We start from the raw sequence: 15,818 nt of genomic DNA, 5'->3' as shown, positions 1-15,818 counted from the left end.
TCGGATACCTCTCATCTGATGTACTTCAAGTTCGCCGTCATTCCGGCTTCGAAGTGGTATGCATTGTGGCAGTGGAACATCCACTCGCCGGGATTGTCGGCGTCGAACTCGATCGCAAGCGACGTCCTGGGCATCACGTTGACCGTGTCACGACGAAGTCCGCCGTACGCAGGCACGGCAAAGGTATGACCATGTGTGTGCATCGGATGCCACATCGTCGAAGTGTTGGTCATCGTGATCCGCACGCGCTCACCTTGTTTCATGACGAGTTCGCCCGCGTCGGGACCAGCCATCGCCCATACGTAGCGATCACCCGCTTGCAGCAAGTCCACCCGGTAGTCCCGGTCGGGTGGGCGGGAATCGAGGCGAACGCTCTCCGCCGCCTTCAGCTCGCTTTCCAGCACCAGCTGACGGGTGAGTTCCGGGATGGACCCGCCCACATCGGGATTCGCCAGGGGCGTCGTATCGGTGCTGCGAAGAACCGTGGACGCGTACCCGGCGCGACCCTCGACCGAGGCCACCACCGGCCATGCGCCCGACGCCACCGTGATGAGCACGTCATAACGCTGGGCCATGCCGATGAGAATTGCGTCTGTGTCGGTGGGCACCACGTCGTACCCGTCGACCGCCACCACGGTCAACCGGTGCCCGGCAACTGCGAATCGGTAGGGAGTTTCCGCACCAGCGTTGATGATTCGAATCCGCAGGCGTGTACCCGGCGCGGCTTCGATGACGGAGGGGTCGTTGGATGGCCGCCCATTGATCAGATGCATCGGGTAGGTGATGTGCTGGGTCATCCCACCGAGCGCGGAGGAATTGCCGTGACCGGCGGTCACGAGCCTCTCGGCGACGGCGGTTTCCTCGGACGTCGGCCCCGCGGGCATCGCAGCCGTGGAACTTGCGCCCCCGTGCGCGCCGTGGCCGCTGTGGCCACCGGCGATCTGCGGATTGAGCGCCGTGATCAGCGCATCCGGCGTGGTTCCCAATCCGTCGACCCAATCGTCGAGCACCAGAACGGTATCGGTGTCCGCACCCGAGGAATCCTGCGGATCCTCGACCACGAGCGCGCCGAAGAGTCCTCGGTCGGCCTGCAGGCCTGAATGCGAGTGATACCAGTACGTTCCCGGATCCGGTGCAATGAAGGTGTAGTCGAATGCAGACCCCGGCACCACCGCGGGTTGGGTGACCGGTGGAACGCCGTCCATGTCGTTGCGGATGCGGACACCGTGCCAGTGAATGCTGGTATCCGCCGACAGTGAATTGGACAGGGTGGCATCCAACCGGTCACCTGCGGACATCCGAATGGTCGGGGCCACCACTTTGTCACCGAACGCCCAGGTGTTCACGATGCGACCGCCGAGGTCCACCGTGGCAGCCCCGGCAGACAACGCGACCGGGACCGTGGTTCCCGAGTATCTCCGCTTGCTCTCGGCCGCAGCCACTTCCGGATCACCGGGTTTGATGTAGTCGAGCTTGTCCGGACCCGGTGAGTCGCTGGACGCGGACGAGCTGCTGCCGCATCCGGCGACTCCCAGCCCGACCACGCCCAGACCCGACACCGCGAAACCGGCCGACGCGACAGACAGGAAGCGGCGACGGTCGAGGACGAACCGGGAAGCCGGTCGAGTCATCCGATCACCTCGGGTGTGATGAGCTCGGTGACGTCGTCGACATTGCCGGAGATGTCGGCCGAGCTGACCTGGTCGCCCGTTGCCGAGGCGATTCCGACCACCTTTGTCGGAGCGGTCCCGTCCACCTCTTGGCCCTTGCCCAGCACGTACAGGGTCTTGCCGTCGACGCTGTAGGTCATGCTCGAGAACTCGGTGAGACCCAGGTCCGCCAATGTCAGTGTCTTCACCGCAGCAAAGGTCTGGGCTTCGGACAAGACGATCTTGGCGACCGAACCACCTCGCGCGGAATCGGGATGAATGGGGGAGTCGGTGTACGTGACCGCAATCCGGGTGCCGTCGTTGTTGATCGCGTTCTCCGAGAAGCGGCCCGAGTCGTCGCCGGCGTTCCCGATCGGTGCGGCCGGGTTCTTCGGCAACCCGTTCGAGAAGTCGAACACGAACACGTCTCCGTTCTCGCTCACCAGCAGGGCCTTCTTGGCATCAGCTGCCCACGTGACCTTTCGGGTGCTGACGAAGTCATCGGGAAGGACCTTCACTCGCGCGGTCTCGGTGGGCACACCATCGTCACCGATGGTGACCTGCAGGAGCTCACGACTGTCCTCGCAGACGCTGTAGACCTGGTGACCCACCATCCACGTGAAGGGGCCACAGCCGACCACGCGGAGGGCGCCCGTGGTCTTCCCCGCGGCGAGATCCACCACGCGTATCCCGAACAAGCCGTCATCCCAGGTCACGAAGTACTTGCCGTCAGAGGTCACCGCATTCGAGCCCATTCGGGAATGGACGCGGGCCACGTTCGGCAGCATCACTTCTCGGGGCTCGAGCAGGTTGCCCGAATAGGTGCTGACCGTGAAGTCGGCGGCGCCACGGGATCCACGTGGCCGCCACACCTCGGCGGCCAGGACGGCCGGGTCCTGGCTGGTCTTGCCGACGAAACCGTGGATCACGGGGTCCCAGATCCCGTTGCCCACAACGATGCGGCTGGTCACCTCGCCGGTGGCCGGATCGATGACGTCGACCGGGACCTCGAGTTGGCCGAATCCACCTTCGACGGCCAGTAATTGGTTGGCCGCGATCGGCTCGATCTCGCCGACGTGCAGCGGTTCGGGGATCGTCTCGCCGATCTCCTGGTCCTGGGTCTCGAGGGCGGTGCCCTCGCTCGGTGGCCCGTACGGCACCGACGGATACGACACCTCGGTCGAAGTGCCCGCCTCGTCACCGGACGAACTGCACGATGTGACGGTCAGTACTGCCGCGATCGAGACCGTCAGCGCCACAGCTGCTCTTGATCGGAGCGTTGATGCATTCACGACCCTGCACCCACTTTGGGCCGAGCGGCCGGCCGAGCCTGGCAGTCTTTCCCGATGATCGGCGCCATCGTGCACGTGTACGCCTGTGACTCATCGGACACGCACCAGATGATCTCCTGGTCGTAGCTGCCGGATACCGGGTTGTACATGGTCGCCTGCATGTCCGGCTCCCCGCAGAATGATTGCGAGCAGCTCGGCGCACCGCAGCAGTCGTAGTACGCGATGAGGTAGGTCTTGCCGTCATCCGGATTGGTGCAACATCCCACCCAGAACTCGGCGCCCGGCTTGGACCCTGGAGCGCAGGTGGTGACGCCACCTCCATTACATGCAGCACAGGCAGTCCCGTCCATGCTGCACCATCGCCAGTACTCGCATTCGGCAGGATTCTTGCCGTCGTAGACCGGGACGAGGGGTTCTGGGGCCGCAGGGGTCTCGGGCTCGGGCGCCGCGAGCGCGCGTGAGACAGGCAGCGAGCTCACCAGTGCGACGCCCGAGGCGCCCATGGTCCATCGGCCGATACGCGAGATCACCGACCGGCGCGAAACTTGTTCTGAGAGGCGGCGTCCCGACCGGCTCGCGAAACTGCCGCCGCGGCCCGCCATCCACTCGGCCTGCTCGGCGACAGTGTTCTCGTCGACCGGATATCGCTGCTCGCTCGAGCCGTGTTGATGTTCGTGGTCCATTGATTCTCCATTCACGTGTTCAGGGGGATGACGATGGTTGGGTCGTGTGACGGGCGTGTGCTCAGGCCGCGCCTCGGTTCTCGGCGGCCTGGCGGTGCAGATGCTGCAGGGAAGGGTTTCCGGATTCGAGGGCGTTGAGCAGGCTCTCGACCTGAGCCATGTGGTTGCACAGTCCCTTTGCGCGGATCTTCCCGTGCTCGTCGAGCATCACACCGTACGGCGTGGTTCCGATCTGATAGGCGATGCCGACGTCGCGCGCATCGACATAGCTCAGTTCCGAACCGAGTCCCGCGCCGGCGAGGAACGCGGCGTGCTCGGCAGGAGCGCCGTCGGAGATGATCACGATGTCGACGTCGTCCTCGCTCTTGGCCATCGCCTTCACCCCGGGCAGCAGGCTCTTGCAGGTCGAGCAGCTCGGCGCGGTGAACAGGAGTAGTTGAGGACGGTCGCGATGACCACCGACACCGACCTCGCGGCCGACGTGATCGGTGAGTCCGCGGAACGAAGGCCCCGCCTGCTCGATCTTCGGCCCGGTGTCGAGCATTCGTGCTCCGAGGGGGCCGAGACGTACTTGTACTCGGCCGATTTCGCGGGCGAGCCCCAGGATCATCAACAGCAGGACCAGTACGGCCACGGTGAGAACGCCGGTCATGGCGGTCAGGAATGGGATCATTGTGTTGCCTTTCGCTTTTCAGTACTTGGATGCAGATACGGTGCGCATCTCGATGGCGGCATCGGTGAGGTAGTCGTCGACCGGCCGACGGCCGAGGTTCATCACCGACAGCGCGGTCAGGGCAACGGCCACCAGCGCGACCACCGTCACTCCGAGTGCACCGCCGGCGAGGCGGTCACCGACGTCGAGGTCGCCGGGGCCGAATGCGACCAACACCGCGATGAGCGTGAAGGCGGCGGCCCGTGCCGAATGCCACCAACCGATCTGGACGGGGTGATCATCGGCGACCGCGAACGCGAAACAACCGCAGTCAAGGTCGCGGCGGCCTCGCATCAGGTTGATGGTGAGTCCACCGAAGAAGGTGGTGAACAAGGCCGCGGCGATCAAGCCGGACACGGCAGGCAGCACACCTGCGATGAGCGTTCCTCCCAGCCCGATCTCGACCGCCGGGAGGATCGTTCCGACGACTGTTGCCATCTTCGGCGGCAGTAGTTCGTACCCCCGCACCACGCGGATCATCCCTTCCCGATCACCCAGCTTCGGGAGTCCTGCGACCAGCATCACCGCGCCCAGCGCGGCGGATATGGCGGCCCACACCATGGCAACCTCGATTCTCGTGCGATCGGTCCTTCGTGGATCGGCTCGAGCCAATCCTCGGGAACTGATGAGACACAGATGCTGCGCGGGAGTTACGTGATCAGCGGTTTCAAGTGAGGAACGATGCGTGGAGTCCACGCAGGTCAGGCGGGGTGGCTTCGGTGATGAGGGGAACGGCGCGATCGTTGTTCGGGATTTTCCCTACCGATTCCCACTTGAATTGCACGAGTCGTTCACAGACGAAATATCACTGCAATGATCCCCCGGTACATTTTGCGTTCGTCGTTCGATGAGAAGTGAGAGTCCATGAACACCAACGCACTTCGGGCCGCGCTGGCACATGCGCAGCAGCAGTCCGGTCGGCCTGACCATCCGGTGCGCTCACCGCTGAGTGCACTCGGTCGCCGCCAACTCACACCGATGGATCTGCTCGGGCAGTCGATGTCGACGATGGCCCCGGCCACGTGCATGGTGTACATAGCGTTGTGGACGGCGACGTACTCGTCGGGACTCACGGGCTTGCTGACCATCGCCGGCGTGACGATCGTCATGACCCTCGTCGCGGTGTGCATCAGCCAGTTCACAGCACGGCTGGCGGCCGCGGGGTCTCTGTATTCCTTTGTCGCCCAGGGGCTGGGGAAGAGGGCAACCCTCACGGCGGGGACCGCACTGCTCATGGGCTATCTGGGTGTGTCCATCTCGGTGTTGTGGAACTCGGGTTCTGACCTGCTCGCTCTCGGGCTCGAAGCCGGTTTGCCGATCTCTGCCACTCGCACCACCGTCCTGGCGATCTGCATCATCGTCGCGGTGGTCGTCGCCATGGTGGCGATACGTGGTGTGCGGTTTGCGGCCCGCACGATCCTCGTCATCGAGACATGTTCGCTGATACTGATCGTCGCGCTGCTGATGCGCGCGCCGGTTGCCGTCGAGGTCACCGAACCCGCGCACTCTCTGCCTGTCGGATTCATGATTTTTCTGGCCATGCAAACCGTGATGAGCATGGCGGGCTTTGAAAGTGCAGCATTTTTCGGGCCGGAGGCGAGGCGCCCGCTGCGTACCGTCACGCGCACGGTCCTGTTGAGCCCCATCATCATCGGCGTCCTTTATGTCTCCGCCGCATGGGCTGGAATGAGTGGTCATGCCGGGACCTTGCTCAATGCCTACTTCGGTGGAACGGCGTCCGGTGCGCATCCGCTGCTCGTTGCCGCGGTCAACATAGGGGTGTGCTGTTCCTGGCTTGCGTCCACGTTGGGATGTGTGCAGGCGGGGTCACGCCTGCTGTTCGCCATGGGCGTCGACTGGGTGGCGCCGCGTGCCCTCGCCACTGTGCATCCCCGCTTCCGGACGCCGTTCGTGGCGGTGACCGTTTTCTGCTGCCTGAGTCTTGCCGGAGCCGTCGTCTACGGCACCGACAATCTCGCCAACAATTTCGACATCGTGGTCGAGGTGGCTTTGATGCTCGGCTACACACTGGTGTCGGTGGCCGCACTGAGGTTTCTGCACCGCATCGGTGAACACACGGCCGTCACAGTGTTGTGCGGTGGGATCGCCAGTGTCGCCGGTTTGGCGCTTCTGATGATCACCCTCCTGGAGACCTACCGGTCAGGAGCCTGGACCTGCGCGGTGTGGGCGGTGGGCTTCGGCATCTCGGGCTCGGTGTGGTACGCGGTTCTCAGGCAGGTTCGACCGGCCAGCATCGCCACGATCGGTGAGTTCGACACCGTCGAGACGGCCGACCTCTTGCCGGGGTCGGCTGTTCTGACCACCGGTCCGGACGGTCGGATCATGTTGGCACCGGAACGATTTGGGCCGTAGGCATGAGGCAGGATCAACGGCGTTCCGGTTCGGGAACCGGCTTCGGTGGTCAGCAACCCAAGGCGGTGCACAAGGCGCTGGCGATGCTCGAGGCGGTGGCTCATCTCGGAGCGGGGGCGACGGCCAAACAGATCGCCGGACACACCGGCGTCCCGCCCGCCACGGCCTACCGGATGCTGAACTATCTGGTGGCCGAGGGTTTTCTGGTCCGCGTGCCCGATCTGACCGGGTTTGCACTCGGGCAGCGGACCAGCGAATTGGCCCATGCGGCGTCGACGTCGACCACGGTCGAAGGTGTGGGTGACGTGCTCGAGGCGATGCGGTCGGAAACCCGCCATGGTCTGTACCTGGCGACCTTTCGAGACGGTTCGTTGCGGGTGGTCGACTCTGATCCCGACCACGAGGGCGTTGCACCGTCGACGATCATGCGCAATCCCCACGCGCATGCGATCGGCAAGCTGCTGCTTGCCTATCAACCGCAGAAAATTCGTTCGGTGCAGCTGCGCGCTGTCACTTCCCACACCCTGGTCGACGGCGAAGCCCTACAGCAGGACCTGGCCCGCGTTCTCGCCACCGAACTCGCTTCCGAGAACGAGGAGTCCCGTCTGGGGCGGGCTGCCCTGGCCGTTCCGATTCGGGAACGCTCATCTCACGTGATCGGGGGATTGTGCCTACAGGGGGCCGCGCACAGGGTGTCTCCGAACAGCACTGAACTCGTCGAGTTCCTGAAGGAAGGTGCTCGCGCACTGCGGGGTTTGCTGTGAGTTCTCAGCTGCGCGGCTCGAGGATCTCCTTGAGCGCATCGACATCGAGCGTCGCCGCGAGATCGGCAATACTGACAGCGGAAAGTGTTGACCGCCAAGCCTGTTCGGCCTGTGCCATGACCTTCGCGATCCCGCAAGCCGACAGACACTCCTCCGGCGGAGCTGCCAGAATGCCCTGCTGCCGGATCTCGGTACATCGGAAAGCCGGTTCTTTGCCGTCGATCGCCTGCACCACATCGAGAACGGTGGTGTGCTGAGGTCCGCGGGTCAGGACGTACCCTCCATCGCGTCCTTCGGATGGGTGAACGATTCCGGCGCGGGCGAGTGACTGCAGGTGTTTTGCAAGGTAGGTCTTGGAGATACCGTGAAGCTCGGCCAAACGAGCAGCGGGTACGGGACCATTTGCCTGTCCCAGCACCACGCAGCAGTGAAGGGACCACTCCACGCCGGCGGATAGCTTCATGTCACCGACTCTAGCCACGCCCAGGCACCTTGAGTCCGTGCGGCGGGGGGATCAGTGGATCGTCCCCGTCCTCGCCTCAGAACTCTGTCTTGAGCCATTCGTCCAGGGTGGTCGGCGCTATCCACGCGTCCGCGCCGGGAGTCGGGGTGATGGACGAGTTGTCGAGCTTGGCTCCGAAATAGCCGGCATCGGGGTCGGATAGGACGGTTCGGGTATCCCCGGTGGCGGCGAACAGTCGTCGAACCAATTCATCGATGCCAAGTGGCTGCGGTCCCGCGATCTCAACAGTGGCGCACAGCGCAGCGCCGGTGGCGACCTGCGCAACTCGATTCACCACGTCGTGCGAGGCAATGGGCTGCAGATGTGCAGGAGTGGCATGCACGGTTCCGCCTTCTGCGCCGGCGTCGGCGATACCGGCGATGAACTCGAAGAACTGGGTGGATCGGACGATCGAGTATGGAACTCGGCCGGCCTTGACCAGCTCTTCTTGAGCAACTTTCGCCCGCATGTAGCCGGAGTCGGGTACGCGGTCAGCGCCCACGATCGACAGGATCACGTGATGTCCGACGCCGGCCGCCTCTTCGGCGGCGAGCAGATGCGCCGTGGAGTCGCGGAAGAATGCCATCACGTCGTCGTCGGCCCATGACGGCGAGTTCGTGAGATCGATGACCACATCGGCGCCCTCCATGGCTTGGCGTAGTCCGGTGCCGGTTGTGGTGTCGATGCCGGATTCACGTCCCAGCGCGACGACGTCGTGTCCGGATTCCTCCAGCTTCGTCGCGACCTGGCTGCCGATGAGTCCCTTACCGAAAATGACGATCTTCATGGCGCTCTCCTCTACTCGGATACTTATTGTCCGAGTATACTCAGACATAGTCTGTCCGAGTCAAGGGTCGAAGTGCTCACCCGATCGAGGGGGCAAAAAGATGAGGTGGGTGAGGCGGCCAGGTCGTCAGAGCCGGCGTAGGCGATCGCACACCTGGCGATAGATGGTCAGCAGGTCGGCGTCGGGCAGGCTCGGAGCGCACGAGTTGACCCACTCGTCAAAGGCGCATTGCAAGGCCAACTGCGCTATCTCGAGGATCATCCGGATATGTGAGCGCCGCCCGGGCGTCCCGTCGTCGTCGATCAGAGCGAGAAGGTGATGCGACGAGTCCGCGCACCGGCCCATTGCCGCCTTGCTCAACGACGGATTGGCCGACACCAGTTTCTGGATTCGCAGGATTGTGGCTGCCAGTTCGCCCTGCTCTTCGCGGATGCTCTCGATGACCCCGGAAAGAGCCTGCTCAACGTCTGCCAGTACAAACCGGCTGGGATCGGCGCCGGCCACGCAAGCCGCATGGCCTCGTCGAAGCCGTACATGTCGAACAGGACCGAGTCCTCTTTGGTGGCGAAATAGCGGAAGAAGGTCCGTGAGGACACACCCGCAGAGGCCGCGATCTCGTCGACCGTGGTCACCTCGAAGCCCTGCTGCTCGAACAGGTCCAGCGCGGCCTGCTGAATCTGCAAGCGAGTCTCGGTGCGACGTCGCGTGCGCAGATCGGGCGCGGCGAGCGGCTGGGCTGTCATGGTGCGGAGCTTAGCTGTCAAATGGTTTTTCGTCACGCTCTGCCAATGTGGCAGTGACTGACAGTTGGTATATGCTGCACGAGTTGTGAAGGACTAGTGGGGGATGAAACCTGTGACCGAAAACGTGACCGTGGGCGCCGAGGCGCCACGGAAGGATGGCGGAAGTCCCGCGGGCAGTGTGCTGTTGATCAGCCTCCTGCTCGTGGCGACCTTCGTGGTGATCCTCAATGAAACAATCCTTAGCGTCGCACTCCCGACGCTGATGGTCGACCTCGACATCAGTGCGCCGACGGCGCAGTGGTTGACCAGTGGGTTCCTGCTGACCATGGCGATCTTGATCCCGACCACCGGGTTCATCCTGCAGCGCTTCGCGCTCAGGTCCATCTACATCGCGGCGATGGCCGCGTTCACCGTGGGAACCCTGGTCGCCGCGTTGGCGCCCGGTTTCGAGCTGTTGATGGTCGCCCGCGTCATCCAGGCCGCGGGTACCGCGCTGATGATCCCGTTGCTGATGACAACGATCCTGACCGTTGTGCCCGAACACTCCCGCGGACGGGTGATGGGCTTGGTCACCATCGTGATCTCGGTGGCCCCGGCCATCGGACCCACCGTGTCCGGTTTGATCCTCCAATCGCTGAGCTGGCGTGCAATGTTCTGGATCGTGCTGCCGATCGCCGCGGCGGTGACCATCTTGGGCGGGATCTTCGTCCGCAATGTCACCGAACCGCGGGCCGCCCACCTCGACGTCATTTCCATTCCGTTGTCCGCCCTCGGATTCGGTGGAATCGTCTACGGGCTGAGCAGCATCGGTGAGTCGGCATCCGGGCACGCACCCGTGCCGCCGTGGCTGCCGCTGACCATCGGCGTGGTGTCTCTGGCGCTGTTTGTCGTCCGCCAACTCAAGCTCGTGAAGAAGGGCCGAGCGCTGCTGGATCTGCGCACGTTCGCGGTCGGATCGTTCCGTTTGGCCGTCGGCCTGATGGGTGGATTCATGTTGACGTTGTTCGGCGCCCTCATCCTGTTGCCGTTGTACCTACAGAACGTGCTCGACAAAGACGTCCTGACAACCGGTTTGGTGCTGTTGCCCGGTGGTTTGGTGATGGGTCTGCTCGGACCGCTGGTCGGAGGTCTCTACGACAAGTGGGGTGCCCGGCCACTGGTGCTGCCCGGCGCGATCGCGATGAGCGCGGGTACGTGGATGTTGGCCACCCTCGACTCCGAATCGGAGCTGTACACCGTCATCATCGCGCATGTGATCCTGAGCGCGGGAATCGCTTTCGGTCTCACCCCGTTGATGACATCGGCGCTGGGATCGCTTCCGCCGGAGCTGTATTCGCACGGCAGCGCAACCGTGAGCACCGTTCAGCAGGTCGCCGGCGCCGCGGGTACCGCCCTGTTCATCACCTTGATGACGCGGGGGACGCAGTCGTCCTTCGACGACGGCAGCAATGCGGTTGTTGCCAACGCCGACGGCATCCACCTCGCGTTCCTCGTCGGCGGAATCATGTCGGTGGTCCTGGTGCTGGCAGCGACAATGGTCCGATCGGCGAAACGACCGGCGGCAGCCGAGACCGACGTCAAGCCGGAGCATGCTGCCGCCGAGTAGATCGGCCGGCACCACCCGCAAAGAACCTCCGACATCTGTCTCATCCTCCGGTTGCAACCGGAGGATGAAGCAGGAGCCGGAGGTTTTTTGCGTCGGTGGGTTCTTGCGTCAAAGGGCCACCGTCACGGTGAGCTGACTGCCCCTGCGATGTCGGTGTCCCGCACCATCGTCACCGAGGCGTCCGCCCTCTCGTCCATCCGGTCGAGGAACGGCGCCACCTTGGTGTCGATGGCAGCGTTGTAGATCCCCGGCTGCTGCTTGGGATTCGCGTGTCCGGTCCCGGCCATCCGCACCACGAGAAGCCGCGCGTCGGTGCCGGCGATGTCGTCGAGCAGAACCTGTTGGCTGTAGTCGACGTCGACCACCGGGTCGTCTGCGCCGAATGCCGGTCGCATGAAGATGATCGCCGGGGGAGTACGGTCGTCCGACTCCGTGGTGAGGGTCTGTAAATCATTCTGTGCACCCGAGGCGACAATTGCCTTGAATTGCGATTCGATCAACCCGTTGCTGGCCGTATCGTCGGACAACAATTTCTTGCGGAGCACTTCTTTCACCACGCCGGTGAGCTCCCCGGTATCCACCAGCGGATGCCCGTCGGACGGGCGGAAGAGGTATCGATCTCTGCGCGCGGCGGTCTCCACCACCAGGCGCAGAGCTCGGCTCTCGCGGGCACCCGGAACCCACCCCATCCAGCGCAGCATGTCTTCGCCTGCGTCTCGGCTCTCCGCACGCACGGCGTGGAGGTCGATCGGTGTGCAGTCGAGTACCACCGCCCGGACTTCGAGGTCCCCGTCCTCGTACAGGTGCTCGGCGACTTCCAGAGCGATGATGCCGCCCATGCTGTGGCCCGCGACGACGATCCTGCTGACGCCGGCCCGACGGGCGTGCTGGGTGACCAGCCGGCTGATGACGGCTGTGTCCAGACCGGCGTTGTCGTACTGCACTGCCCACACCTGACCGATGCCCATGAATGCCGGGAGGGCCCGCGCCGTGTCACTGGCGTCGACATTTCCCAGTCCGACCAGGTCGACCACCGCTGTACCGCTGTCGAGCGGATCCTGAGCGTCGTGGATGTGATGGAGGCGAGGATGGGTCATCGCCAGACGTTGGCGCTCGGGCTGCACATCCAGCGCGTAGTAGTGGGCACACAGGATTGACAGCGCGATGAGCAAGAGCCCCACACGCAGAGCCCCGCGCCGCAGACGGCCGAACCGTCGCCAATTGCTGCCGAGCCGGGTCGATCGAAGGTGTGCCACGCGTCGAGCATCGCTCCAGTCGGTGACTGGATTAATGGAATGACGCTCGACATTAATCATTTGCAACCAGTCTACGTGGCCACGGCCGGCGTCCGGCCCGTGTGACGAGCCGTCGGCCCGGCTGGAGCCTCTTCCCGGCCCGCGGTTGTGGATCTCGTCGAGCCGCGGCCACGCGCCCAGCAGGCGCCGATGGAACCGGGATTCAAACGCCGATCAGCCCAGCAATTTGAATTAGCAAGAAAGTAATTCGATAAAGCAATTTGAGATGAACCAGCTCCACGCAATTGTAAAGAATACTTCGCATTTACTCGAAGTCATAAAGAATATGTGAGACGCCGGTCCGGTTGCCGCCGCCCGCGGTAAAGCCCTCGTGGATGCAATGTGAACAACTCCTTAATTGGCCCGTGTGGGCGTTATCTACGTTGAAGCCCGGGTAGTTCATCAATAACGTGGATCGCGGCGAGAACGAAGCAAGGCCTAGGTTGAACCGGCACTTCCGTCACGAGTCACCGCAGGTGCAGACGCCAACAATCGGTGTGAGAGAGGGTTTTTCGCATGTCTGGAGAAGATCTCTATCCCGCCCGGATCGCACAGATCTACGATCTGCTGTACCCGGACTTTTTCAATGACACCGCAACATTCTGTGAGTTCGTCAGGTCGCGGGCCAAGGGCAATCGAGTTCTCGAATTCGGAGTGGGGACGGGCCGGATCGCAATGCCTTTGGCAGAAATAGGATTTGAGGTTACCGGCCTCGATGTCTCCAGTGAAATGCTGGCGAAGTTGAAGGAGAAAGACGTCGATGGGCGGGTCAAGGTGGTGGAGCAAGACTTCATCACCGAGAGGGTCGAAGGAACATTCGATGCCGTCTTGCTCATGATAAACACCCTGTTCGTCGCAAAGACCCTGGACGAGCAGGTCGCGGTATTCGCCAATGCCGCAGCCAATCTCGCTGACGACGGGTTCTTCCTGGTGGAGACATTCAATCCCAACCATTACCACGGTCTTCGCCAACCGGACGTGCAGATGCGCCAGCTCGACGCCTCCACCACCCAGCTGGAGCAGTACGTGGCCGAGCCGAGCCGGCAGTTGCTCATCGCCCAGAACCTCGTCTTCCGAGATGGCGAACAGTTCAATTACACGCACGTCCTCAGATACCTGTTCCCCTACGAGATGGACGCCGTCGCCCGCAACGCGGGTCTGACATTGGCCGAGCGCTGGGCTGATTGGGGCAGTACACCTTTCGGCCCCGACAGCCCTCGCTGCCTGTCGCTGTACCGCAAAGACGTGCCGTCATGACAAAACCCGTGTTCCGGCGGCAAGAGAAGCAACTCCTCTCCTCGATCGCGCACGTGATCCCGCAGTTGGGTCGAGATGTCGATGAGATCACTGAGGTCAAACCCCTGCTCGGCCGCAACATCAGCGGCCAGATCACCTTTGAGGGCTCGCACACCGTGTTCATCAAACGGATGACCGGACTGGGCGCGGTGGACCGGTACACCCGGAGTGTGTCGTTCCACGATGCGATCGACGTGTCCGACGCACCCGCTCACACTGCGACGCCCGCACTTCTCGCTCGCGACAACGACAGTCACACGGTGGTGTACGAGTTCATCGACAACGGGGTCAGTGCGGGTCAACTGCTCCGAGACGACGACATCGACTTCGCAACCCTCGAGCGTGTCGGCCGATGCGTCGCGGGACTGCATTGCCTGCCGGTGCGCGATGCCTCGGTGACCGACCACACCACACCGTTCTTCCCACCACACGGACCGAACGCCATCTCCATCCAGATGTACTACGGGTCCACCATGGGCCAGCTCGACATGTGGCGAATCATCCAGTCCGATCCAGGTTTACGGGCAGCGCTCAACCAGCTCGCGACCACACCGACGCCGACGGTACCCATCCACGGAGATCTGCGCGGAGACCAGATCCTGCTGGCCGGCGAGACCAACTGGATCCTCGACTGGGAGGATTTCCGACTCCAGGACGGCGCCCGCGACGTCGGCGCTCTGATGGGCGAGGTGTTCTACCATCGGATGCGAAAGAGCCTGGCCTCGTTTGCCGGTGGCGACGAAGAATCGGTCACCGACACCGAGATCATCGAGCGGGGTACGGCTGCATTGGCCGAGGCGACGCCGGGTGCCCGTGCGGTATGGGACGCGTACCGCGCGGTGCGGGCCGACGCGGCCGACCCGGAGTTCGTTGCGCGAAGTGTTCAGTACTTCGGCTGGCAACTGTTCGATCGGGCGCTCGCGGCCGGAACCTACTTCGGTCGGTTGTCTGCACTCGATCGCGCGCTGGCAGGCATCGGTCGCGAGGCCATTCTCGGCGGCGGCGACTACGCCGAGGCGCTCGGTATGACCGAGGGGAGGGTCGCGGCGTGACCACAGTGCAACGTCATGAACAACTACGACATGAACAACCGGCCGGCGGCACCTCACACGTCGAACTCGATCAGGCGGTCCGGTGGTTGATCGCGCGGACAAGTGCGTTGACGGTTGCTGAATCCGGTTCTTGCGAGGTGACTTTCGACGGAACCGAACTCAGTGCCGAGTCCCCGGCCGAGTTGCAGCGCGATCTCGGCGGGCATCTCTACCGCAACCTGCATGCCGGCATGTCCGCCGGCGCCGGTGACAGTGAGTTCATCCCTGCGCTTCTCGAAGATCCCGAACTCGAGTCGCGGTTGTACGAGGCAACGCCGGTCAAACATCGAGCTTCCACGATGACCCTCGTCGAACGTGCTCCCGGTGACTCCGGAGTTGTGTTGTTGATCAACGGCGTTCGGGTGTTCTTCGAATCGAACACCATCCTGTCAGAGGGCGAGCACACCGTTCTGGCCGCGGTGCCCTCGGTGGAGAGTCGACTGTCGTTGGGGTTCATGTTCTACACCTCCACGGCGGGTGCCGGGCACACGTCCCGTCTGCTCCGCCTGTACCGCCACCTCGGGGACGCCGAAGAAGCCATCGAAGTGTGGGGATCGTTCACCAGGTGGATCGAAGAGCGACGCCTGCCGTTGCGTGTCAAGATCGTGTCGCGGCGCTCGGGGTTCCCGCGCAACGACGGCATGGTGGTGTACCTGCCTTCCGAGAGCTGGCACGCGGTCGACGACATCGCGGACCATCTCCGCAGCGACCGGCCGCACGCCCCGGGCTCACTGTTCTGCCGTCAGTTGACCAACGGCGTATCGATGGCGTGGGAGCCTGCCGACATCTCGACTCCACGTAGAGGGACGAGCTTCGGAGAACACCGCAGCAACACCATTGCCAAAGCGATCGTGGCCGAGGGGCTGACCGCCGCACCCGATCTGGCCAAAGCTGTTCGACGGCAGCTCATCACGGCCAACATCGACCCTGTTGCGGTGTACCGCAACCTCGACTCGCCAGCGCACTAGAAGAGTCGGCAACCCAAAGACTTGGCCACACGGCCAGGCGAGGGGCATCTGCCCCTC

Annotated in this window: 16 protein-coding genes; 6 read left to right on the top strand and 10 right to left on the bottom strand. The window is 63.6% G+C overall.

Annotated features, from left to right (window positions below; genetic code table 11):
* Positions 1–11 precede the first annotated feature (11 nt).
* The 5 genes from W823_RS35800 to W823_RS35785 all read right to left on the bottom strand — a co-directional run bounded on the left by W823_RS35800 (position 12) and on the right by W823_RS35785 (position 4,897).
* Positions 12–1,631, bottom strand: coding sequence for a multicopper oxidase family protein (locus tag W823_RS35800; RefSeq protein WP_023955436.1), 1,620 nt, complete (start codon positions 1,629–1,631; stop codon positions 12–14).
* Positions 1,628–2,941 (bottom strand): hypothetical protein, encoded by a 1,314-nt coding sequence (locus W823_RS35795; protein WP_023955434.1) that lies wholly within the window; start codon positions 2,939–2,941, stop codon positions 1,628–1,630. Before W823_RS35795 ends, W823_RS35800 begins: the two co-directional genes overlap by 4 nt.
* Positions 2,938–3,624 carry a methylamine dehydrogenase light chain gene (locus tag W823_RS35790; protein ID WP_023955432.1) on the bottom strand — a complete coding sequence of 229 codons (687 nt, stop codon included), beginning with the start codon at positions 3,622–3,624 and terminating at the stop codon, positions 2,938–2,940. The genes W823_RS35795 and W823_RS35790 overlap by 4 nt, the downstream gene beginning before the upstream one ends.
* Before the next feature lie 61 nt (positions 3,625–3,685).
* The gene (locus W823_RS0128050; RefSeq protein WP_031331489.1) at positions 3,686–4,297 is read right to left on the bottom strand and encodes a redoxin domain-containing protein; all 612 of its coding nucleotides are present in this window, start codon (positions 4,295–4,297) and stop codon (positions 3,686–3,688) included.
* A gap of 18 nt (positions 4,298–4,315) precedes the next feature.
* Entirely contained in the window at positions 4,316–4,897 is a 582-nt protein-coding gene (locus W823_RS35785; protein WP_023955430.1) for a MauE/DoxX family redox-associated membrane protein, read from the bottom strand.
* Positions 4,898–5,200: 303 nt separating this feature from the next.
* Between W823_RS35785 and W823_RS35780 the strand changes: the two genes are divergently transcribed.
* Positions 5,201–6,709: an APC family permease gene (locus W823_RS35780; RefSeq protein WP_023955426.1), complete on the top strand. Its 1,509-nt coding sequence runs from the start codon at positions 5,201–5,203 to the stop codon at positions 6,707–6,709.
* A 2-nt stretch (positions 6,710–6,711) separates the two neighbouring features.
* On the top strand, positions 6,712–7,473 hold the full coding sequence (locus W823_RS35775) for an IclR family transcriptional regulator (RefSeq protein ID WP_023955424.1): 762 nt from the start codon (positions 6,712–6,714) through the stop codon (positions 7,471–7,473).
* A 4-nt stretch (positions 7,474–7,477) separates the two neighbouring features.
* Here W823_RS35775 and W823_RS35770 read toward each other — a convergent pair whose 3' ends face one another.
* The 4 genes from W823_RS35770 to W823_RS56325 all read right to left on the bottom strand — a co-directional run bounded on the left by W823_RS35770 (position 7,478) and on the right by W823_RS56325 (position 9,505).
* On the bottom strand, positions 7,478–7,936 hold the full coding sequence (locus W823_RS35770; RefSeq protein ID WP_023955422.1) for an Rrf2 family transcriptional regulator: 459 nt from the start codon (positions 7,934–7,936) through the stop codon (positions 7,478–7,480).
* 76 nt (positions 7,937–8,012) lie between these two features.
* The gene (locus tag W823_RS35765; protein ID WP_023955420.1) at positions 8,013–8,762 is read right to left on the bottom strand and encodes an SDR family oxidoreductase; all 750 of its coding nucleotides are present in this window, start codon (positions 8,760–8,762) and stop codon (positions 8,013–8,015) included.
* Between the two features lie 126 nt (positions 8,763–8,888).
* Positions 8,889–9,122 (bottom strand): hypothetical protein, encoded by a 234-nt coding sequence (locus W823_RS56330; protein WP_152537991.1) that lies wholly within the window; start codon positions 9,120–9,122, stop codon positions 8,889–8,891.
* Positions 9,119–9,505 (bottom strand): TetR family transcriptional regulator, encoded by a 387-nt coding sequence (locus tag W823_RS56325; protein ID WP_051406368.1) that lies wholly within the window; start codon positions 9,503–9,505, stop codon positions 9,119–9,121. The genes W823_RS56330 and W823_RS56325 overlap by 4 nt, the downstream gene beginning before the upstream one ends.
* A 103-nt stretch (positions 9,506–9,608) precedes the next feature.
* On the opposite strand from W823_RS56325, the gene W823_RS35755 reads away from it, so the two are divergent.
* Entirely contained in the window at positions 9,609–11,111 is a 1,503-nt protein-coding gene (locus W823_RS35755; protein ID WP_023955418.1) for an MDR family MFS transporter, read from the top strand.
* 122 nt (positions 11,112–11,233) lie between these two features.
* On the opposite strand, the gene W823_RS35750 is transcribed toward W823_RS35755, so the two are convergent.
* Positions 11,234–12,427: an alpha/beta fold hydrolase gene (locus tag W823_RS35750; RefSeq protein WP_031331486.1), complete on the bottom strand. Its 1,194-nt coding sequence runs from the start codon at positions 12,425–12,427 to the stop codon at positions 11,234–11,236.
* A gap of 495 nt (positions 12,428–12,922) precedes the next feature.
* On the opposite strand from W823_RS35750, the gene W823_RS35745 reads away from it, so the two are divergent.
* The 3 genes from W823_RS35745 to W823_RS35735 are packed head-to-tail and all read left to right on the top strand — an operon-like array spanning position 12,923 to position 15,761.
* On the top strand, positions 12,923–13,663 hold the full coding sequence (locus tag W823_RS35745; protein ID WP_023955414.1) for a bifunctional 2-polyprenyl-6-hydroxyphenol methylase/3-demethylubiquinol 3-O-methyltransferase UbiG: 741 nt from the start codon (positions 12,923–12,925) through the stop codon (positions 13,661–13,663).
* Positions 13,660–14,754: a phosphotransferase gene (locus tag W823_RS35740; protein ID WP_081729641.1), complete on the top strand. Its 1,095-nt coding sequence runs from the start codon at positions 13,660–13,662 to the stop codon at positions 14,752–14,754. Before W823_RS35745 ends, W823_RS35740 begins: the two co-directional genes overlap by 4 nt.
* Positions 14,751–15,761: a T3SS effector HopA1 family protein gene (locus W823_RS35735; RefSeq protein WP_023955410.1), complete on the top strand. Its 1,011-nt coding sequence runs from the start codon at positions 14,751–14,753 to the stop codon at positions 15,759–15,761. Before W823_RS35740 ends, W823_RS35735 begins: the two co-directional genes overlap by 4 nt.
* Positions 15,762–15,818 lie beyond the last annotated feature (57 nt).

The organism is Williamsia sp. D3 (assembly GCF_000506245.1).
Lineage (GTDB): Bacteria > Actinomycetota > Actinomycetes > Mycobacteriales > Mycobacteriaceae > Williamsia > Williamsia muralis.
Note: the sequence above shows the minus strand (reverse complement) of the source record. Positions and strands in the feature narration are given on the sequence as shown.